We start from the raw sequence: 20,902 nt of genomic DNA, 5'->3' as shown, positions 1-20,902 counted from the left end.
TCTGTCTTCAGATCGAGGGGATTAGAGAGGCTTTACCGGCCGGCGCCGATGGGTGATCAGTGCAACGGTCGCGTCTTCGCTCAACGTGACCAGATTGGTCGAGCAGTGCAGCGACTCCCAGCTGTCATCGTGGCAGCGGAACCGGATGACGGCCTCGGTAGCACCGAATACGGCATTGTCGATCATGAAGTTCAGATTCGCTTCGTCGTCCGGGTGGATCTTGGGGCGACCCAGCGGATCGAACTCCCAATGCCATTCCGGTGCAGGCGGATCGATCCATTTGATCAGTTTCCGTGAAGCGATCATGACTAGCGCGCGATAGGCGCCGGGCTCGGCGGTGGCCTCAAGGACCTGTTGTTCGAGCAGCGGAACCGGCGGTGCCGGCCGGCCGACGCGCAGGTTGATCGCTCGCCCCAGACGCTCGGGGACACCCTCGTTGTTGGGTTCCAGAACCAATCGGCTTGCGAAATGGCACAGCGTGGGATTGCCGTCGCTGTCCACACCGGGCCACGTGGCGCTGTAGGTCATGCCTTCCGTCGCGGTCACGATGAGCCCCAGGACGTCCGTCTCGCCGGGGTTCGGCGCCAGATAGCGGTAGAGCTCGGGCATGCTGATTTCGGCATGCGGCTCGGTGGCGGCCATTCCCATGGCCAGGGCCGCACCGTCGCTCATGCGCAGGGCGCCGGTATCGGCGTTGAGCACTACCGCCCCGCCTTCGGCAGGGGGAGCGGCGGGTGGGGGTGTGGATCCCGTCCACAGCCATACGCCATGCACCCGACCGTCGGGCATGGCGACCGGACGAATGTCGATGATCGAATCCGATTCGGGTGGGCCGACGCTGGCGGGCCTATTTGCCTTTATTACCGCGGTGATGATGCGGCGAATCAGACCAAGATTTCGATTACGTCGCAGAAATGCGCTGAGAGGAACCATGTTCCGCGGCTGACTGCCGGAGGCGATGACGGTTGGCTCGTCACCGAGTGTTTCCAAGAGAAGCCACTCGCGTGCCACCTCCGGATGTTATCAGCGGAGCAACCGTGGCAATCGATCAGCGCCCCGTGTGGAGCAATGCGGCGAGTATTCCGAAAAGGTTGCGCGGGGCAGGTCAGACGCGATATTTTCTGCTGGCTCCCGCGATCGGCGGGCTAAGTGCGGACCCTGTCTCTTCGGGCCGTGCCCGCAGCGTGGATGCGCTATGTCTGACGGCTACTTGGTCGCAAACAAGCTCATCTCTTGGTCGCCGCGAGCACCTACCGGTGCAGACACGAGGGGTCGGTAGGTGTGACGGCGACCCTAGATATCCAGATGCCACTTCACGGCGCTGAATCGGGCGCCCGATGATCGGCCTGGCGCAGCATGATGGTTCGACTAGTCTGCCCAGGTGGGCATGCCAGCGCTGAGATTGGCGCAAACCTATTTGCCGTTTCTCCGGCCGCTCAAATTCGGCGCATACAACATGGGCACCCGGCTACTCGGGTGGCGCATTGATCCCGAATTCCACCTCCTGAGCCGGCTAGGTCCGCTATCGGAGGCGGTCGACATCGGAGGCAACTGGGGTCAGAGCATTTGCGCGCTGCAGCGCACGGCGTCGCCATACAGGATCGTGAGTTTTGAGCCCAATGCCGTTCTAGCTCAGCGGCTTAGGCGCCGATATGAGAGCAGCACCGTGCGCATTCATGCCTGCGGGCTCTCGGACGCAGACGGCACCTTTGAACTGTTCGTTCCTCGATACCGCAACTTCGTCTACGACGGCCTGGCCTCTCTCGATGAGGCGGAGGCGCGTGGTTGGCTCAACCCCGGCACCATGGCGGGATTCGACGAATCAAAACTGACGATCGAACGCCATCCGGTTCAGGTTCGCCGGTTGGATGATTTCGGCCTGGATCCTCAGGTGATAAAGATAGACGTGCAGGGGATGGAGGCCGCGGTGATTCGTGGTGGGCTCGCCACGATCACCGCTTCACAACCGGTGATGATCATCGAGACGCCTTCTGACGAAGTGGTGTCGCTGCTGGAACCGGCGGGGTTGAAACCGTACGCATATCGCGACGGCCAGCTCCATCAAGATTGGCGCGCAGCCAAGAACACGGTGTTTCTTACCGATTCACACCGAGACCGGGCGGGGCTGTAGGCCCGAAATCGGCTACGGCTGTGGGTTCTTCAAATCGACCATCAGCTGAGCGAAGACCCGCTCACGATGGTCGAAGGCCTGGCCCGCTGCCGCCGCGGCGGTGGCCACAACGATCTGTCCGACAATCTTCGGAGACAGTTTGGTGACCGAGTCGTCGAGTCGAAGGTTGGTCAGCGCACCGTTGCCGTCGGCTTCCGCCTCCACATGGCCCTGCGCCGAACGTGCCCATCCGCGAAGGTCTTTGAGCTCGTCGACTGCACTGTTCAGGATATGGCCGCCGGCGCGAGCCTTCGTCATGGTCTCCTGGTACTGCTGTTCTAGCGCCTTGAAGAAGTTGAGGTCTGGCTCCGTCATCAGGATCTCCGTTCCATCTGATCGTCGGATTGGCGCAGTTCGAGGTCGGCGACCTGGGCGGGTGTCGCCAGACCGAGCTTGTCCAGGATGTAATCCGGGATTCCGGTTTCGGCAAGCTCTTCGCGGCGGGCCGCTCCGCAGCGCGCGGCACCGAGTTCACACAGGTTCAAGATCTCCCGTGCCAGTGCCGACGCGCCGCGATTGAGCAGGTCTGGCTCGACTTGAACCTCAAGCGGCAGACCGAATTCGGACACCTTGACCCGCAGCGTGCGAGCACGATTGGTCATATCGATGCTCGCACGCGGCTCGGGCCGCGGCACTCCTGAACTAGGAAGTGGGTCGGTAGAATCCATGGAATCCCTGCCCGGCGTTGGTGGTACGGATCGGGGAGATCTGTACCGGGTCACCGGCCTCGACCATCATGCCGTTGCCGATCACCATGGCGACGTGGCCATCCCACACCGCCAGATCGCCGGGCATGACCGATCCTTGGTCGATCCGGATGCCGACGCCCTGCTCCTGAGCGAGCCGGGGGATGTCGACGCCGGATTGTCCGTATGCCCACTGGGTCAGGCCACTGCAGTCCAGGCCGACGCCGGGCTTGGTGCCACCCCACTCGTAGGGCACGCCCACCTGGCTGAGCGCCTTGCGCACGGCCTCTGCCGCGGCGGCGTTCGGAGCCTGGCTGGTGCTGCCGTCGGGGAGGAACAGCTGCGCACCCTTGCCCATGCTGCGCGGGTCGAGGAGCATCTTGGCCGCATTGGCGTTCGCGCCGCCCAATCCACTGCTGGTGCTGCCTGCGGTGGAGGACGCATGGCCGCTGCCACCGCCGAACGGGTTGGCGAGCGCACCGGCGGCGATACCGCTCATGTTGGCGCCACCCAGCGCGCTACTCGCACCGCTGCCACCACCGGCACCGCCGAGCAGGCCGGTCAGAGCCTGCGGGATCTGGCCGAGCCCCTGACCCATCGAGCTCATGGTCTGGGTGACGCCGCTCGCGACGCCGGACATCGCCTGAGTCCCGGCCTGGAGGCCACCCTGCATGGCCGACATGGCGGGCTGGACGCTGCCGGATGCGGGCGTCGAGGGATTGCCCATGTCGGCACTCGCCATACCTCCCAGTTCACCGGCCTGCGCGCCTAGCTCTCCTTCAAGCTGCGCGGTGTGCTCGGCGACACGCGCTGTGCATCGGCTGGCGGCCTCCGCTAATTCCGCGGCAGCGGGAGGGAAGAGGCCGATCAGCGGTGTCAGAATCTCGGACGTGTGCTGAAACTCCTGGAGGGCCTCGGTGATCAGGGTGCTGGCCCGCGCGGTCGAATCGGATGCCTGTCCCACATTGGCGCCCATGGCGCCGCTGCGGGTGGCCATGCTGCTCAGCGCCTGGCCGGCCATGCCGGCGAACTGCCCCAGAGCCTGGGCTGCCGCACCGGCGAAGGAGCCGATGAGCTGGCTTCCCGCCTGCATGCCCTGTTGCATCACCTGTTGCATGACCTGCATGCCACCCTCCAGCATCTTGCTGGGGTCCTGGCCCTCTTTGAACTGGCCGTTACCGACGGTTCCTGCCATATCCATGGCGTTGCTGATCAGGTTCGCCGAGAAGGGGTTGTTCTCGAAGCTCGGGTAGTTGGTGTTCGTCGCCTCCGCGAGACGCTCGGACGGGATTGGCCGTGTCTCAACCATGGTTACGCCCCGATTCCGTCGACGGTGGCGCTGATGTTCTGGCCGATGTTGTCGTCGTCATCGTCGTAGCCCTTGCTGGCCACATTGGTGGTCACACCGGATTCGGTGACACCCATCGCGAGCTGGCCGACGTCCATCCCTTGCTTGGCGGAAGTCATGGCGAATGCGCCCAGGTAGTGCGCGCCAATCGGACCGAAAATCGGAGCCAGCGCGGCGACCGGAAAAATGCTGACTGCGGTGCCCACCGCCGCGAGCGTTCCGCCCATCCCCATCTGAACTCCGCCAACGCCACGCAGAATGTCTGTGTCGGCTGCTAATCCGTCTGCCATGTCCCCTCCATCTCTTCGGTGGTCGGCTACCCGCCTGATTTCGGGCAGTTTCTGCCTTGTACTTGGATACGACGGGGGTAGTCGCGATTCGGTTCCATCTTTCTGAAACTTTTTTGAAAGATTTTTTGGCAACGTGGCCACCCCGTCGTATTACCTGCTCAGCATAGCTGGCTCGGCTTTGCCAGGAACGATATAGAGGTGCAGGGTCGTACCCCACCGAAAGTGATGCCCGTCACACGCTTCCCGCCTGCGGAGTCGGCGGGATCGAAGCTTGCTGTTCTAGGGTCTGGAGCATGCATGTGCACGTAGTCGAGCACCCGCTTGCCGCGGCCCGGTTGACCACCCTTCGCGATGCCGGCACGGACAACGCGGCGTTCCGCGCTGCATTGCGGGATCTGACTCTGATGCTCGTCTATGAAGCGACCCGCACGGCACCAGTGGAATCCGCCGCCGTGCGCACACCGGTGGCCGTGACGGCGGGTTTCCGTTTGGCCAATCCTCCGTTGCTGGTTCCGGTTCTGCGGGCGGGTCTGGGCATGGTGGATCAGGCCCACGCCCTCATCCCCGAGGCGCGAGTCGGATTCGTCGGTATGGCACGCGACGAGGAGACCCTGCAACCCACCCCATATCTGGAATCTCTTCCGGCCGATTTGTCGGCGCAACCGGTGTTCGTCTTGGACCCGATGCTCGCGACCGGCGGGTCGATGGTCCATACGCTCGATCTGTTGCATTCCCGCGGTGCTACCGACGTGACGATGCTGTGCGTGGTTGCGGCGCCGCAGGGGGTCGAGGCTGTTCGGCAGGGCGTTGCGCGCTATGGCCCATCACGGGGAATCGAGTCCGCACGACTTTTCACGGCCGCGATCGACGAGGGTCTCAACGAAGCCGCATACATCGTTCCCGGCCTGGGCGATGCGGGCGATCGTCAGTTCGGTCCCAGATAATCGGGCCGAGCTAGATGTTGCGGGCGTAGGCCTCAAGCTCGGAGACGACCACGCCGGCCCATATCCGTGCGACGGTCGGATCCGTGATGACGGGCTCGCGGACCTCGATGTAGCACTTGATCTTTGGTTCGGTTCCGGAGGGGCGGACCACCAGCCGGATGGATGACCCGCCGATTTCGCCAGCAAGGATCACCGCGTCGGTACGCTGTTGGCCTCGCTGGTCCAGCAGATCCTCTGCGGTGATGGGGAACCCGGACAGGGCGGCGGGCAGGTTCGCTCGCAGGCGAGTCATCATTGCGGTGATGTCGTCGAGTGAGTCCATGCGCAGCGACACCTGCGAGGTCACGTGAATACCATGCCTGATCGCCAGATTCTCTAGCTTCTCCTCCACGCTCGTTCCGATCTCGCGCAGATGCGTCACGAGATCGCACGCGAGCACCGCCGCGGAGATACCGTCCTTGTCGCGCACCGCCGCCGGATCCACGCAATGTCCGATGGCTTCCTCGTACGCGTAGACCAGGTCGAAATCTGCTGCCCGGACAAGCCATTTGAATCCGGTGAGGGTTTCCACATGCCGGGCGCCGAGTGATGCCGCGATACGCGCGAGCATGCGCGAGGAGACCACCGTGCTGGCCACCACGGGTGGAGTCGATGAATGTGGCTGCGTGGAGAGTATGTAATCACCGAGTAGCCAGCCGGTTTCATCCCCGGACAGCATGCGCCAACCCGTCGTGGTGGGGATTCCGATGGCACACCGGTCGGCATCCGGATCCAGCGCGATGGCCAGATCCGCATCGATCTCGGCGGCACGAGCCAGCACCGCGTCAGAGGCCCCTGGTTCCTCGGGATTCGGAAACGCGACCGTGGGAAAGTCTGGATCCGGCTGAAACTGGTTGTCCACCACGTGGACGTCGGTGATACCTGCGGCGTTCAGCGCAGCCACGGCGGTGGCTCCGCCGACTCCGTGCAAGGCGGTGAGCGCGACGCGGACGCCGCCAGAGCCTCGGCGCACCGTGGCGGCACGCTGGATGTAGGCATCCACCAAGGTGTCGTCGGTGGGAGTAACGGGAGTGCGGGGAATTTGATCGGCGAAAGGCGCTGCGGCTGTCGTTGATTCGATATCGCGATCGGTGGGGGAGATGATCTGGGCTCCGCCCGACCAGTACACCTTGTAGCCGTTATCGGTGGGAGGGTTGTGGGATGCGGTGATCTGGATGCCGGCGGCCGCATCCACGTGCCGCACCGCGAACGCCAGCACGGGCGTCGGCAGTGGACGGGGCAGTAGCACCACCTTGAAGCCGTCGGCGGCAAGAACTTCCGCCGCACCCTGCGCGAACTTCTCCGACCCGTGCCGAGCATCGCGGCCCACCACCACGGTCGAGCCGCCGAGGCACCGATCCTTGAGAACCTTGGCCAGCGCGTAGGTGGTGCGCAGCACCACGGCCAGGTTCATGCCGTTCGGGCCGCCGCGGACGGTACCGCGCAGGCCTGCCGTGCCGAACACCAGCGGCTCGGAGAATCGCTGCGCGAGCTCCGCTTCGGAGCAGGCTCGCAGCTCCGCGGCGGTCTCGGGTTCGGGGTCGTGCTCGATCCACTCCTGGATCGTGTGCGCTGCCGGCGGGGACTCAGTCATAACCGGCCAATCACCGAGCTGAGAAGTTGGCCCATGCGAGTGGCCGACGCGCGCCCGGCGGCCAGCACCTCCTCATGGTTGAGGGACTCTCCGGTCATGCCGGCCGCGAGGTTGGTCACCAGGGACACGCCCAGCACCTCGGCCCCGGCCGCACGGGCCGCGATGGTCTCGTGCACCGTCGACATGCCCACCAGGTCTGCGCCCAACGTGCGCAGCATGCGGATCTCCGCGGGGGTTTCGTAGTGCGGACCAGGCAGACCCGCGTACACCCCCTCGGCGAGGCTGTCGTCGATCTCCCGCGCCAGTGCTCGCACTCGCGGTGAGTAGGCGTCGACGAGGTCGACGAATTGTGCACCCACCAGCGGCGAGCGGGCCGTCAGATTCAGATGGTCGGCGATGAGTACCGGCTGCCCCACGCTGTATTCCTCGCGCAGTCCTCCGGCGGCATTGGTGAGCACGACGGTCCGAGCTCCGGCGGCACACGCGGTGCGCACCGGATGGACGACGTGGCGCAGGTCGTGCCCCTCGTAGGCGTGGATCCTGCCGAGTAGTACGAGCATCCGTTCACCCGTGCCGGCGATGGGCACCGATAGCACCGAACCGCCGTGTCCGGCCGCGCTCGGTGGGCTGAATCCGGGGAGGTCGGCCATCGCAATGCTTGTGGCGGGAGTGCCCAGCTGCGCCGCCGCCGGAGCCCAGCCCGATCCAAGAACCACCGCGACGGGGTGGGACGCGACGCCCGTGCGCGCCGCGATTTCCGCGGCCGCCAGTGATGCCGTGTTGTCCGGAGACTCATCGGTGCTTTCGTCTCTTCGCGCGGGACGCTGATCGGTCACAGCTACGGAGCCTAACCATGATGGGATACTGATCTAATGCCCTTGACCACCGGAGCGTCGTCCACCGCGCATGCCCAGACCGTCAGCACGGTCGTGGACGCCGCGGCGACAGATCTGGTGGCGTTATCGCACGATATCCATGCCGAACCCGAGCTGGCGTTCCACGAGGTTCGCAGTGCCCTGAAAACGCAGCGACTGCTCGCCGAGCGTGGATTCGAGATCGTTACCGGTCAGGGCGGTATGGACACGGCGTTTCGCGCCACTTATGGAGATGGACCGTTGGTCATCGGTGTTTGCGCCGAATATGACGCGCTACCCGGGATCGGCCACGCGTGCGGGCACAACATCATCGCCGCCTCCGCCGTCGGCACCGGCTTGGGGCTTGCCGAGGTCGCCGACGCCCTCGGACTCACCGTGGTCGTTATCGGCACGCCGGCCGAGGAGTACGGGGGCGGTAAGGCACTTCTACTCAAGGCGGGTGCCTTCGACGACATCGCGGCGGCCGTGATGTTGCACCCCGGGCCGATCGATATCGCGGGCGCGCGTTCCCTGGCGCTGACCGATGTGATGGTGACCTACCACGGCAAGGAATCGCATGCTGCGGTCGCGCCGCAGCTCGGCATCAACGCCGCCGACGCGGTCACCGTCGCGCAGGTCTCGATCGGCTTGTTGCGTCAGCATCTTTCACCCGGGCAGCTGATCCACGGCATCGTCACCGAGGGCGGCGAGGCGGCCAATATCATCCCGGCCCGCGCCGCAATGCAGTACACGATGCGTGCGGTGGAATCGGCCTCTCTGCGTGAGCTGGAGGAGAAGGTTTACGCATGCTTCGCCGCGGGCGCGATGGCGACGGGATGCAGTCACGAACTCGTCGAATCTTCGCCGCCATACCTGGAGCTGACGCCGGATCCATGGCTGGTCGGGGTGTTTCGCGAGGAAATGGAGTCTTTCGGCCGCACGCCGGTGCCTGCGGAGTTCGAGGCCAATGTGCCTTTGGGTAGCACCGATATGGGCAACGTGACGCAGGTGCTGCCGGGTATTCATCCGGTCGTCGGCATCGATTCGGGGGGAGCGGTCATCCATCAGCCGGATTTCGAAAAGGCCGCCAAGGAACCAGGTGCCGATCGGGCAGTCGTTGAAGGAGCGAAGATGTTGGCGCGCACCGTGATACGACTGGCCGAGGATGAGACCGAGCGTTCCAGAGTGCTGGATCGGCTGGCGCGCAGGGCGGTGACGGTATGAGCGAACATGATGGTCTTGACGCAAGCGGCTCATCCCTGTCCGGGATAGCGGAGCGTTGGGTCGCGGAGAACTCCGAGACGCTGATTCGGTGGCGCCGTCACATCCACGCGCATCCCGAGTTGGCGCGCCAGGAGCACGCCACCACCGAATACGTGGCCGCACGGCTGGCCGAAGCCGGGCTCAATCCCAAGGTGCTGCCCGGAGGTACCGGAATCACCTGCGACTTCGGGCCCGAAGATGGTCCGCGAGTGGCCCTGCGCGCGGATATGGATGCGCTGCCGATGCAGGAACGCACCGGGGCTTCCTACTCCTCGACGGTGCCGAACGTCGCACACGCGTGCGGGCACGACGCACACACCGCGATCCTGCTGGGTGCGGCCATGGCCCTCAACTCGGCGCCCTCACTCCCCTCGGGTGTGCGCCTCATCTTCCAACCCGCCGAGGAGGTCATGCCGGGTGGCGCCATCGACGTGGTGGCGACCGGAGCGATGGCCGGTGTGACGAGAATCTTTGCACTGCACTGTGATCCACGTCTAGAGGTAGGTAAGGTGGCGGTCCGCGCGGGGGCGATCACCTCGGCCGCGGACACCGTCGAAATCACGCTGCACTCCCCGGGCGGACATACGTCGCGACCGCATCTGACGGCCGACTTGGTGTACGGGCTCGGCACCGTCATCACCGGATTGCCGGGGATGCTGAGTCGCCGCATCGACCCGCGCGCCGGCACCGTCATGGTGTGGGGGGCCGTCAACGCAGGGCAGGCAGCCAATGCCATTCCCCAGATCGGCTCATTGGCCGGCACGGTGCGCACCGGAAGCCGGGATGTCTGGATCACGCTCGAGAACACCGTCCGCGATGTGATCGAGGGGTTATTGGCCCCGCTACGCATCGATTACACCCTCAACTACCGGCGTGGGGTCCCGCCCGTCATCAACGAGTCCGAGTCCACCCACATCTTCGTGCGGGCGATCGAGGACATCGGTTTGGACGCGCTCGCGGAGACCACGCAGTCCGGCGGCGGCGAGGACTTCTCCTGGTATTTGGAGGAGGTGCCCGGTGCGATGGCAAGGCTGGGTGTGTGGTCGGGGTCGGGCCCGCAGCTTGATATCCATCAACCGAACTTCGATATCGATGAACGGGCGCTTGGTGTCGGTGTGCGGACGCTGGTCAACCTCGTCGAGCAAGCACAGCACACAGCGCCATCGGCTTAGCTCGTTCCGGGGCCGATGTTGCGCGACGCTCGGGTGCGCAAGCCGTGCACGTAATCCTCTGGGGCGCCAGCTATTTCCGCGGCATCCGCCATGACGCCCAGGTACCGCGCAGACGGTAGTCCACCCTCGTAGGCGTTGACGACGTAGAGCCAGGCCAGCACCGGGTCGATGGTCGTGTCGGAGGATTCACGATCGATCCGGCAGCGGATCTTGGTGTGGATGCCGAGCTCCGAACCTTCCCAGCGATCGAGGTTCTTCTCATCGGCGGCGGTCATGTCGTAGAGCACGACGAAGACCTTCGAGTGGGGGTCCTGCACGACCGTGGCCAGTGCGCCCTCCCAGCCGATGTCCTCGCCGCCGAATGTCAGCCGCCAGCCGTGTAGCCAGCCGGTGCCGGCCATTGGTGAGTGCGGTGCCCGCTGCAACATCTGCTCGGGATGCATGTTGGAGCCATAGGCGGCGTAGAGCGGCACGGGGGCAAGCCTAGTGGTCCTGTGGTGAAGATGACGGCAAGGTTGCCCCAGGATGGCAAGCCGGGTCGGGTCTGTACTTGTAGGTTTGATGCCGTGGCAACGCGCATCGTGATCATTGGTGGAGGACCAGCGGGATACGAGGCGGCGCTCGTGGCCAGTCAGATGGGCAAGGCCCATGAACGAAGCGCCACCGAGGTGACGGTGATCGACTCCGACGGCATCGGTGGCGCTTGTGTGCTCTTCGATTGCGTGCCGTCCAAGACGTTCATCGCGTCAACCGGTGTGCGCACCGACCTGCGGCGCGCGCCCAACCTGGGCTTTGACATCGACGTGGAACATGCCAAGATCTCGCTTCCGCAGATCCACAACCGCGTCAAGCGCCTTGCCGCCGAGCAATCGGCCGATATCGCCGAGCGGCTGCGCAACGGCGGGGTACGTCTGATCTCCGGACGGGCCGAGCTGGTCGATCATGTGGTCGGGATGGCGTTTCACCGGGTCAAGGCCACCGCGGCGGACGGGAGCAGCACCATTCTGGAAGCCGACGTGGTGCTCATTGCCACCGGCGCCAGCCCGCGGGTGCTGTCTCATGCGCGCCCCGACGGCGAACGGATCCTGACCTGGCGCCAGCTCTATGACCTGGAGGAGCTGCCCGAACATCTCATCGTGGTGGGATCGGGTGTGACGGGCGCAGAGTTCGTCCACGCCTACACGGAGCTGGGAGTTCAGGTGACCGTGGTGGCCAGCCGGGACCGGGTGCTTCCGCACGAGGACGAGGATGCCGCGCTGGTCCTGGAGGACACGCTCGCCGAACGTGGTGTGACGCTCGTCAAGAATGCCCGGGCTGAGTCGGTGACACGAACCGATACCGGCGTCCGCGTCGCGATGGCCGACGGCCGGGTGGTCGACGGCAGCCATGTGCTGATGACCGTGGGGTCGGTTCCCAACACCGCAGGTCTGGGGTTGGAGCGGGTCGGCATCACGCTCGGCTCGGGCGGCTATCTCGCCGTCGACCGGGTGTCACGCACGTCGGTGGCCGGTATCTACGCCGCGGGTGACTGCACCGGCCTGCTGCCGCTGGCCTCGGTGGCGGCGATGCAGGGCCGCATTGCCATGTATCACGCGCTCGGTGACGCGGTGCGCCCCATCAAATTGAAAACCGTTGCTGCCGCTGTCTTCACCCGCCCGGAGATCGCCGCCGTGGGAGTGTCCCAGGCGGCCATCGACAACGGTGAGGTGCCGGCGCGCACGGTCACGCTGCCGTTGCATACGAATCCCCGGGCCAAGATGTCGGGCCTCAAGCGTGGTTTCGTCAAGATCTTCTGCCGTCCCGCCACAGGTGTGGTGATCGGTGGTGTCGTGGTGGCCGCGAATGCCTCTGAGCTGATTCTGCCCATCGCCCTCGCGGTGCAGAACCTGCTCTCGGTGAACGATCTGGCGCAGACGCTGTCGGTATATCCGTCTCTGTCCGGTTCGGTAACGGAGGCGGCGCGCCAGCTGATCGCCCACGATGACCTGGACTGACCTCGGGCGACATGCGCTACAGCGGCGTGCATCACAGACGAGAGCGCTACCGGCCGGTAACGTGGCTTTCTGGAAGGACTCCGGGGCCCGTAGTGGGCGTGGAAGGGAGCAGTCGTGAGTGACGCAACCAGCCCATCGGTATCGGGCGGACCCACCTACACGTTCCTTGGACCGCAGGCCCGTTCGCTGAACTGGGAGCGCCTGGGATCCGAACAGTTCGATGTCATCGTGATCGGCGGGGGTGTTGTCGGCGCCGGATCGGCCCTCGACGCGGCCACGCGTGGGCTGAAGGTCGCATTGGTCGAGGCGCGCGACTTCGCCGCCGGGACGTCGAGTCGCTCCTCGAAGATGTTCCACGGCGGCTTGCGTTACCTGGAGCAGCTCGAATTCGGGCTGGTTCAGGAGGCATTGCGTGAACGGGAGCTGTCGCTCTCGACACTGGCGCCTCATCTGGTCAAGCCCCTGCCGTTTCTGTTCCCGCTGACCAATCGGTGGTGGGAGCGGCCGTACGTGGCCGCCGGCATTTTCTTGTACGACCAGATGGGTGGTGCGAAATCCGTTCCCGCCCAAAAGCATCTCACCCGCGCGGGTGCGCTGCGGCTGGCGCCGGGGCTTAAGCGCAACTCGCTCATCGGCGGTATCCGCTACTACGACACTGTGGTCGACGATGCTCGGCACACCATGAATGTGGCCCGCACCGCCGCGCACTACGGGGCGGTCGTCAGAACATCCACACAGGTGGTCTCGCTACTGCGCGAGGGCGATCGCGTCACCGGTGTGGTGGTGCGCGACACCGAAAATGGTGCCGAAACCGAGGTGCGCGGGCATGTCGTGGTCAATGCCACGGGCGTGTGGACCGACGAGATCCAGGCGCTATCGCGAACCCGCGGCCGGTTCCGGGTGACCGCGTCCAAGGGTGTTCACATCGTGGTGCCACGGGACAGGGTTGTCAGCGAGGTGGCGATCATCCTGCGGACAGAAAAGTCGGTGCTCTTCGTCATCCCGTGGGGCAACCACTGGATCATCGGAACCACCGACACCGAATGGAACCTCGACCTGGCACACCCCGCGGCCACCAAGGTGGATATCGACTACATCCTGAACAAGGTGAACACGGTGCTGGCAACGCCGTTGACGCACAACGATATCGATGGGGTGTATGCCGGACTGCGCCCCCTGCTGGCCGGCGAGGATGACGACACGTCCAAGCTTTCCCGAGAGCACGCCGTCGCGGTGGCGGCTCCGGGTCTGGTCGCCATCGCGGGCGGCAAGTACACGACGTACCGCGTCATGGCCTCCGATGCCATCGATATGGCCAGTGAATTCGTGCCGGCGCGGGTGGCGCCCTCGATCACCGAGAAGGTGCCGCTGCTAGGCGCCGACGGGTATTTCGCGCTGATCAATCAGACCGAGCACGTGGGGGAGACGTACGGCCTGCATCCGTACCGGGTGCGGCACCTGCTGGACCGATACGGCTCGCTGATCGGCGAGGTGCTGGCCTGTGCGGGCTCTGATCACAGCTTGCTGCAACCGATCGCCAAGGCGCCGATGTATTTGAAGGTAGAGGCGCTCTACGCGGTGGTGGCCGAAGGCGCCTTGCACCTGGAAGACATTCTCGCCCGGCGCATGCGTATCGCCATCGAATACCCGCATCGTGGCGTTGACTGCGCCCAGGAGGTCGCCGAGTTGGTGGCTCCGGTGCTTGGCTGGTCGCCGGAAGACGTTGTGCGTGAGGTGGATACGTACCGTGCGCGGGTTGACGCCGAGGTGCGCTCGCAGCGTCAGCCCGACGATGCGTCGGCGGATGCATTGCGAGTCGCCGCGCCCGAGGCGCGCTCGTTCATCGTAGAACCGGTGACCGACGTGTTGTCGCCATCCAAGTAAGACTCGGTAGTAAGTCCGGGCCATGAGCCCCAGAAGAAGGGCTCCTGAGCCACCACTACCGGTCCGGGAGGGCTTGGGGCCGGTCCGGATTCGAATTCGGACGGGTGGCCGTGTTCTTGATGAGCTGGTGTCCCGATTCGGCCCGGCCGCCGCTGACAAGGTGAGCCGTGGTGAGGTTGTCGACGCCGCAGGTGTGCCCGTTACCACGGATACACATCTGCGGGTGGGATCGTCGGTGTACACGTATCGCGACGTGGCTGCAGAGATTCCGGTTCCCTTCGCCATCGACGTATTGCACTGGGACGATAACGTTCTGGTGGTCGACAAGCCGCACTTCCTCGCCACGATGCCGCGCGGAGGGCATATCACCGAGACGGCGCTGGTGCGTTTACGTAAGGGACTGGATCTGCCGGAACTGGCACCCGCGCACCGCCTCGACCGGCTCACCGCGGGCGTGCTGCTGTTCACTATCCGCCGCGAGGCGCGCAGCGCATATCAATCGCTATTTGCGCAACGCCGGGCCGTCAAGATCTATGAGGCGCTAGCGCCCATTGACCCCGGAGTTGCCTTGCCGGTCACGCTGCGAAGCAGGATCGTCAAGCGGCGCAGCATCCTTCAGGCGGTCGAGGAACCGGGGCCGGTGAACGCCGAGACGCATATCGAGCTGCTCGATCGCGATGGTTCGACAGGCAGGTATCGCCTGACCCCGAGCACCGGGCAGACCCATCAGCTGCGGGTGCACATGAACAGCCTGGGAATCCCGATTGCCCATGACTCGCTGTATCCGGATGTTGTCGAGGTGGCACCAGACGACTTCACGCGCCCGTTGCAACTCGTGGCGCGCTCCTTGGCCTTCCGGGATCCGTTCACCGGCTCGGAGGTCCGATACGAATCCGCAAGGAAGCTACGGCTGTGATGCCCGGGGATGTTCCGTGTAGCTCCCCGGGAGGCGTTGCTCGAGTTCGGCGATGCGGGCGCGGAGCGTATCGATTTCGGCAGTCAACTCGGCCTCTCTGACTGCCGCTTTTTCTTGGTAGGCCTTGCCGAGATCGGAGAGGTACTGCTGGTCGTAGCGGGGAATGATGCTGCGCGAACAGTTCCAGTCAAATGCCTCTACCGCGATTTCGATCTCGCGGCGCTGATCGTCATGGACGGTGCCGCGGCCGAACAACTTGAGGCGCTGCTTGCGTGGGTAGTCGACGAAGAACATCGCCAACCGATCATCGGCCGTGAGGTTTCCGAGCGTCACGAACTGACTGTTACCCGGAAGGTCGATGAACCGCAGCGTGTTGCCGCCGAGGTGACGGACGAATCCCGCGGGACCGCTGCGGTATTGCAGGTATGGCCATCCCGTCGGCGTGACGGTGCCCAGACAGAACTGAGTGGCCTCGGCGATCATCCGTAGCTCCCGTGAGCCGAGGGCATCGGGTCCGTCGTCGGGGCGTTCCAGATGTGTGCCGTAGGCGACATAGCTACCGTTGGCCCGCTGCCGCTGGATCGCGTCCGCGCCGAACGCGAGGTGGTGGTAGTGGTTGTTGGTCACGGGTACACCGCGATCTCGATGAGGTTTCCATCCGGGTCGCGGCAGTAGTGCGAGATCATATCGCCCAGTGCCCCGATCTTGGTCACCGGGCCCTGCTCGATGTCCACCCCGCATGCACCGAGGTGCTCGCGAACCTCGGCCGGCGAGGCATCGGTGACGAAACACAGGTCATCCGATCCAGCCGCCGCGGCCCGGCCAGTGAACCACTCGTCCTGGGTTGTCGTGACGGGCCGCAGGTTGATCTTCTGTTCGCCGAAGGTCAGGGCCGTACGGCGCGCGGGGCCGAATGTTTCCCGAGTCATGCCGAGGACGCGCTGATACCAGGCAGCGGTCGTCTCCACGTCGGTGCAGTTGATCACGATGTGGTCGAACCGGGTCACCTTCACGTGTACCGTCTCCTCTTCTTCGCGCAGGCGCTCATCGGTACTGTTTCTTCTTCGCGCAGGCGCTCATCGGTACTGTCCCCTCTTCGCGCAGGCGCTCATCGGCGCACCCGTAATCCTCTCGGAGTGCGTGCGAAACCGGCCTCCACCAAAGCGGTGATGACGGCTGACTCTCCGATGTCGAAGACCGATCTGCCATCGGCTCTTTCGATTACCAGACCATCGAGCGCGCCATCGCGGACCAATTCCATCGTGCCCAATGCCGCGGCGTGCAGCATCGTGGGGTCGGTCACGAAGCTGAGCAGGGACTTGCCGCCCCGTTCGACGTAGAGAACCAGATGGCCGTCCACGAGCGCTACGAGTGCCCCGGCCTTGCGGCCCGGCCGATGACCGGAGTCGGACGACGCCCGCGGCCACACCAGTGCTGCGCCATACGGATTGGCCGGATCGGTCGCCGCCAACACCGTTGCCCGGTACGGTTTGCGCTCGTCGTCCACGGCGTCGAGATACTCACGCAGCCTGTCGACCGTCGTCGGCGAGGCGAACTGTGCGCCCCCGAGCGATTCGACGAAATAGCCTCGGCGGCAGCGTCCGTTGTCCTCGAACGTCGACAACACCTTGTACAGCCACGCGAATCCGCCCGCGACACCCTCGGCGACGACGCTGCCCTTGGTCACCACCCCGTACCTTCCGAGCAGCAACTCGGCCTGCATATGCGAGCGCTCGGTACCGTCGGCAAGCCTCTCCGGGAGTAATGACCACCGGCCGGCGACCGCGGGATCGACCGGTGCCACAGTGGGGATGGGCGTATAGGCACGCAGTCGCGGAGCTCGCCGGCTCCGGTGCGCGGTGCGCGATGTGGTGCTGGCGCCCAGCAGCGCTCGAACAGGCGCGAAGGTGTCTCCCGTCACCTGCCCCGCCCACACCAGATCCCACAACGCCGCCCTGGTGGCACCCTCGCCGAACTGGCGGAAGAAGAATCCGCCGCCGGCGGCCAGGCCATCAAGGATCGCTCGGTGTGCCTCGTCGAGAACAACGGGAGTGGACGCGGCGAGTGTGGCCGGCGCGACCCCGCTCGGGTGCAATGCGATCCAGCCATCCTGTGCGGTGATGGAGCCGTGTCCAGACCACACCGCCTCCCCGGAGGCCAGCAGCTCATCGAGCATCTGGGGGGAGTAGTCGCGGACCCGGCGCGCCAGAATCAGTGGCTCCCAGGCGGACGCGGGTATTGGTACCCCGGCGAGTTGGTCGATGACGGTGGCCACCCCGTCGACCCCCCGCAGGCTGGAATCGAGGTACTGCCAATCGGGCAGGAACCGTGCGAACGCCGCCGTGCTGACGGGTTCCACCTGTGCGCGCAGTGCCGCGAGGGACCGTCGACGCAGAATCCGGAGGACCTCCGCATCACACCACTGCTCAGAATCTGTGGCATCGGAAGTGAATTCGCCGCGTACCAACTGGCCGCGGGTGGCCATCGCCGCCAGGGCGTCAGCGGCAACCCGGACACCGATGCCGAAGCGTTCGGCCGCCTGCCCGGTAGTGAACGGGCCGTGTGTCCGTGCATATCGGCCCAGCAGCTCTCCGAGCGGGTCTGCGGTCGCATCGGCGAAGGCTGCGGGGACGCCCGGCGGCACCGGCACCCCGAGTGCGTCACGCAACCGTGCCACATCTTCGACGGCGGCCCACCAGGCACACTGCCCGTAATGGGTCTCGACCACCCGCCGTGCGCCGACGAGCTCACGTAGCCAGTCGGTCCCGGCACCGGTGCAGCGTGCGGTGACCTCATCGGTGGTGAGGGGGCCGAGGAGCCGGAACAGGTCGGCAAGGCCCTCGGGGTCGCGAGCCTTGCGTTCGTCGGCTAGATGCTGCAGTTGTCTTTCGGTCGCCTCGATGACGGTCGGCTCGAGGAGCTCTCGCAGCTCCACACGGCCCATGAGCTCGGCGAGCAGGCCGGTATCCAGTGAGAGCGCCGCGGCCCGCCGCTCGGCCAGCGGGCGATCCTCGTCGTACATGAATCCGCCGACATAGCTGAACAATTGTGCGGCCGCGAAGGGAGAAGGTGTGTCTGTCTGTACCTCGACGATCCGGACCCGGCGCTGCTCGATGCCGGACATCAAGCGCACCAAGGTTCCGATGTCGTAGACGTCCTGCAGGCATTCGCGCAACGCCTCCAGAATCATCGGGAAATCGGAATGCTTGCGCGCGACATCCAACAATTGCGCGGCACGCTGGCGCTGCTGCCATAGCGGCGATCGGCGGCCGGGAGTTCGGCGGGGCAGCAGCAGGGCGCGCGCCGCGCATTCACGGAACCGCGCCGCGAATAGTGCAGACCCGCCGACCTCCCGGGTCACGATGGCCTCGATTTCCGTGGCATCGAAGACGAAAAGACTTGCCCCGGGCGGGTTGTCTAAAGTATCGGAGGTGTCGGGGAGCCGGACCACGATGCCGTCGTCGGTGGCGGTGGGTGACTCGCTGAGGCCGTAGCGCTGCTGGAGCCGATCGGAGACGGCGAGTGCCAGCGGGCCGTTGACCCGTAGTCCGTACGGTGAATGCAGCACGATGCGCCAGTCGCCGAGCTCGTCACGGAATCTCTCGACGATCAGCGTGGTATCGGTAGGGACGGCACCCGTCGACTGCAGCTGGTCGGTGAGCAGCGTGCGCAGGTTCCCCATCGCGAAGTCATCGAATCCCATAGCGGCACAACGTATCTCGAATTCTGCATCGCGTGCGGCGGCTAGTTCGCCGGTGAGGTGTCCCAGTGCCATGCCCAGCTCGGCGGGCCGCCCCACGGCGTCGCCGCGCCAGAACGGCAACCTGCCCGGTTGCCCGAAGGCCGGGACCACCACGACCCGCTCATGGGTAATCTCGGTGATGCGCCAGCTGGTGGCACCCAATGAGATCACGTCGCCCGGCCGTGATTCGTACACCATTTCCTCGTCGAGTTCCCCGACCCGTGAGGGCTTCTCGCCTTCGGCGCCGCCATACATGTACACCGTGAACAGGCCGCGATCGGGAATGGCGCCACCGGACGTCACCGCCAGCCGCTGCGCTCCGGGCCGTCCGGTGAGCGTTCCTTCGTCTCTGTCGTAGACGACGCGCGGGCGCAGCTCGGCGAAGTCGGTCGATGGGTACTTGCCGCTGAGTAGGTCGAGCACCCCGTCAAACGCGCTGCGCGGCAAGGAGCCGAAGGGGGCGCTACGCCTGACGACGTCGAACCAGGTCTCGACGTCCAGCGGGTCCAACGCGCACGCGGCCACCGTGTGTTGCGCCAGGATGTCCAGCGGATTGGCGGGCACCTGCAGGGTCTCGATATCTCCGTCGAGCATGCGCCGCACCGTGACCGCGCAGCCCAACAGATCGGTGCGGTGCTTCGGGAAGAGAACGCCTCTGGAGACCTCGCCCACTTGGTGACCGGCTCTACCGATGCGTTGCAGTCCACTGGCCACCGACGGTGGCGCCTCCACCTGGACCACCAGATCAACGGCGCCCATATCGATTCCGAGCTCCAGGCTGCTGGTGGCCACTACGCATTTGAGCCGGCCCGTCTTGAGGTCGTCTTCGATGTTCGCACGCTGTTCCTTGCTCACCGAGCCGTGATGCGCCCGGGCCAGCAGGGGTGCGGCACCGTAGGTCTGCCCACTGCCCATGATGTGCGCCGGGGGTCCTCCGGGTACGCCGGGATTGGGCGCCGGGGTGAGGTCTATACCGAGACGTTCAGCGTGAATCTCGTTGAACCTGGCGGTGAGCCGCTCGGCGAGGCGACGCGAATTGGCGAAGACGATGCTTGACCGGTGCGCCTCGATGAGGTCGACGATGCGCTGCTCGACATGCGGCCAAATCGTGTTTCCCCCCGCCCGGGGCGAATCGGCGCCGGCTTCCGGATCCGGGTAGGTGTCGGGGGCGCTCATATCCGAAACCGGCACGACCACCGACAGATCGAAGGTCTTGGGACTGGCGGGGGCGACGACAGTAGCGGGAGCGCGGCCGGACAGAAAGCGGGCGACCTCTGCCGCGGGTTTCACCGTCGCCGACAGACCAATTCGCTGCGCGGGCTGAGAAAGACGCTCGTCTAGTCGCTCAAGGGAGAGCGCGAGATGTGCGCCGCGTTTGGTGCCGGCCACCGCGTGCACCTCGTCCACAATGACAGTGGTGACAGTTCCCAATGTTTCGCGCGCCGCCGAGGTCAGCATCAGGAACAGCGATTCGGGGGTGGTGATGAGGATGTCCGGGGGAGAGGAGATCAATGCGCGGCGGCGCTGCGCGGGCGTATCGCCTGAGCGCACCCCGATGGTGATCGATGGTTCGGGCAGGCCCATCCGCAGTGCGGTCCGGGCTATCCCGGCAAGGGGGGCGCGCAGATTTCGCTCGACATCGACGGCGAGTGCCTTGAGTGGCGAGATATACAGCACCCGGGTTCCCGGAGCCGCAGTGCCGGCGACATCCAGGCGCGGAGCCGCAGTGCCGGCGACATCCAGGCGCGGAGCCGCAGTGCCGGCGACATCCGGCCCGCGCCGGTCGCCGGTGGCACCGGCCAGGGTGTCGATGGCCCACAGAAACGCTGCGAGAGTCTTACCGGATCCGGTGGGGGCGACGACGAGGGTGTTGTCGCCGTTGGCGATGGACTGCCAGGCCTCGGATTGCGCCTGCGTGGGAGCCGGGAATGATTCGGCGAACCATTCCCGAGTAGGTGTCGAGAACCGGGCGAGTGGACCGGACTCGCTGCTCATCAGACCATCGT

18 protein-coding genes are annotated in these 20,902 nt (G+C 65.5%); 7 read left to right on the top strand and 11 right to left on the bottom strand.

The features are described from left to right. Window positions 1–21 precede the first annotated feature (21 nt). Window positions 22–1,011: a GAF domain-containing protein gene (locus tag AC5Y5C_RS12260; RefSeq protein WP_499972415.1), complete on the bottom strand. Its 990-nt coding sequence runs from the start codon at window positions 1,009–1,011 to the stop codon at window positions 22–24. 376 nt (window positions 1,012–1,387) lie between these two features. Between AC5Y5C_RS12260 and AC5Y5C_RS12255 the strand changes: the two genes are divergently transcribed. Further along, the gene (locus AC5Y5C_RS12255; RefSeq protein ID WP_499973166.1) at window positions 1,388–2,131 is read left to right on the top strand and encodes an FkbM family methyltransferase; all 744 of its coding nucleotides are present in this window, start codon (window positions 1,388–1,390) and stop codon (window positions 2,129–2,131) included. Window positions 2,132–2,143: 12 nt separating this feature from the next. On the opposite strand, the gene AC5Y5C_RS12250 is transcribed toward AC5Y5C_RS12255, so the two are convergent. The 4 genes from AC5Y5C_RS12250 to AC5Y5C_RS12235 are packed head-to-tail and all read right to left on the bottom strand — an operon-like array spanning window position 2,144 to window position 4,494. Beyond that, window positions 2,144–2,485, bottom strand: a complete 342-nt coding sequence (locus AC5Y5C_RS12250; RefSeq protein ID WP_499972412.1) for a YbaB/EbfC family nucleoid-associated protein — start codon at window positions 2,483–2,485, stop codon at window positions 2,144–2,146. Beyond that, a complete protein-coding gene (locus tag AC5Y5C_RS12245) occupies window positions 2,485–2,838 on the bottom strand; it encodes a hypothetical protein (protein WP_208861724.1) in 354 nt (117 codons plus the stop codon). The genes AC5Y5C_RS12250 and AC5Y5C_RS12245 overlap by 1 nt, the downstream gene beginning before the upstream one ends. Continuing rightward, window positions 2,813–4,165 (bottom strand): C40 family peptidase, encoded by a 1,353-nt coding sequence (locus AC5Y5C_RS12240; RefSeq protein WP_499972411.1) that lies wholly within the window; start codon window positions 4,163–4,165, stop codon window positions 2,813–2,815. The genes AC5Y5C_RS12245 and AC5Y5C_RS12240 overlap by 26 nt, the downstream gene beginning before the upstream one ends. A 2-nt stretch (window positions 4,166–4,167) precedes the next feature. Continuing rightward, window positions 4,168–4,494, bottom strand: coding sequence for a hypothetical protein (locus AC5Y5C_RS12235; RefSeq protein ID WP_134081579.1), 327 nt, complete (start codon window positions 4,492–4,494; stop codon window positions 4,168–4,170). A 293-nt stretch (window positions 4,495–4,787) separates the two neighbouring features. Here AC5Y5C_RS12235 and upp point away from each other — a divergent pair, with 293 nt between their 5' ends. After that, complete coding sequence (upp, locus tag AC5Y5C_RS12230; RefSeq protein ID WP_499972409.1) at window positions 4,788–5,438, top strand: uracil phosphoribosyltransferase; 651 nt, start codon at window positions 4,788–4,790, stop codon at window positions 5,436–5,438. Between the two features lie 10 nt (window positions 5,439–5,448). Here the strand turns inward: upp and AC5Y5C_RS12225 are convergent, their stop codons facing one another. Continuing rightward, entirely contained in the window at window positions 5,449–7,071 is a 1,623-nt protein-coding gene (locus AC5Y5C_RS12225; protein WP_499972408.1) for a phospho-sugar mutase, read from the bottom strand. Further along, window positions 7,068–7,907, bottom strand: a complete 840-nt coding sequence (locus AC5Y5C_RS12220) for a purine-nucleoside phosphorylase (protein ID WP_499972406.1) — start codon at window positions 7,905–7,907, stop codon at window positions 7,068–7,070. The genes AC5Y5C_RS12225 and AC5Y5C_RS12220 overlap by 4 nt, the downstream gene beginning before the upstream one ends. Window positions 7,908–7,943: 36 nt before the next feature. Here AC5Y5C_RS12220 and AC5Y5C_RS12215 point away from each other — a divergent pair, with 36 nt between their 5' ends. Continuing rightward, the gene (locus AC5Y5C_RS12215) at window positions 7,944–9,149 is read left to right on the top strand and encodes a M20 family metallopeptidase (protein ID WP_499972404.1); all 1,206 of its coding nucleotides are present in this window, start codon (window positions 7,944–7,946) and stop codon (window positions 9,147–9,149) included. Further along, the gene (locus AC5Y5C_RS12210) at window positions 9,146–10,360 is read left to right on the top strand and encodes a M20 family metallopeptidase (protein ID WP_499972400.1); all 1,215 of its coding nucleotides are present in this window, start codon (window positions 9,146–9,148) and stop codon (window positions 10,358–10,360) included. Before AC5Y5C_RS12215 ends, AC5Y5C_RS12210 begins: the two co-directional genes overlap by 4 nt. On the opposite strand, the gene AC5Y5C_RS12205 is transcribed toward AC5Y5C_RS12210, so the two are convergent. Further along, complete coding sequence (locus AC5Y5C_RS12205) at window positions 10,357–10,833, bottom strand: gamma-glutamylcyclotransferase family protein (protein WP_499972398.1); 477 nt, start codon at window positions 10,831–10,833, stop codon at window positions 10,357–10,359. The two genes, AC5Y5C_RS12210 and AC5Y5C_RS12205, sit on opposite strands and share 4 nt — an antisense overlap. 93 nt (window positions 10,834–10,926) lie before the next feature. Here AC5Y5C_RS12205 and AC5Y5C_RS12200 point away from each other — a divergent pair, with 93 nt between their 5' ends. From AC5Y5C_RS12200 to AC5Y5C_RS12190, 3 genes are all read left to right on the top strand, one after another. Then, window positions 10,927–12,354, top strand: coding sequence for an NAD(P)H-quinone dehydrogenase (locus tag AC5Y5C_RS12200; protein WP_499972397.1), 1,428 nt, complete (start codon window positions 10,927–10,929; stop codon window positions 12,352–12,354). 114 nt (window positions 12,355–12,468) lie between these two features. Then, a complete protein-coding gene (locus AC5Y5C_RS12195) occupies window positions 12,469–14,238 on the top strand; it encodes a glycerol-3-phosphate dehydrogenase/oxidase (protein WP_499972396.1) in 1,770 nt (589 codons plus the stop codon). Between the two features lie 22 nt (window positions 14,239–14,260). After that, a complete protein-coding gene (locus tag AC5Y5C_RS12190) occupies window positions 14,261–15,154 on the top strand; it encodes a pseudouridine synthase (RefSeq protein WP_499972394.1) in 894 nt (297 codons plus the stop codon). Here the strand turns inward: AC5Y5C_RS12190 and AC5Y5C_RS12185 are convergent. The 3 genes from AC5Y5C_RS12185 to AC5Y5C_RS12175 form a co-directional block, all read right to left on the bottom strand. Then, window positions 15,143–15,781 (bottom strand): pyridoxamine 5'-phosphate oxidase family protein, encoded by a 639-nt coding sequence (locus AC5Y5C_RS12185; protein WP_499972390.1) that lies wholly within the window; start codon window positions 15,779–15,781, stop codon window positions 15,143–15,145. The two genes, AC5Y5C_RS12190 and AC5Y5C_RS12185, sit on opposite strands and share 12 nt — an antisense overlap. Next, window positions 15,778–16,194 carry a VOC family protein gene (locus tag AC5Y5C_RS12180; protein ID WP_499973164.1) on the bottom strand — a complete coding sequence of 139 codons (417 nt, stop codon included), beginning with the start codon at window positions 16,192–16,194 and terminating at the stop codon, window positions 15,778–15,780. The genes AC5Y5C_RS12185 and AC5Y5C_RS12180 overlap by 4 nt, the downstream gene beginning before the upstream one ends. Window positions 16,195–16,262: 68 nt before the next feature. Then, window positions 16,263–20,891: an ATP-dependent helicase gene (locus AC5Y5C_RS12175; protein WP_499972387.1), complete on the bottom strand. Its 4,629-nt coding sequence runs from the start codon at window positions 20,889–20,891 to the stop codon at window positions 16,263–16,265. Between the last annotated feature and the right edge of the window lie 11 nt (window positions 20,892–20,902).

The organism is Mycobacterium sp. NGS15, from assembly GCF_059813245.1.
This window is presented reverse-complemented; position numbering and strand designations above follow the sequence as displayed.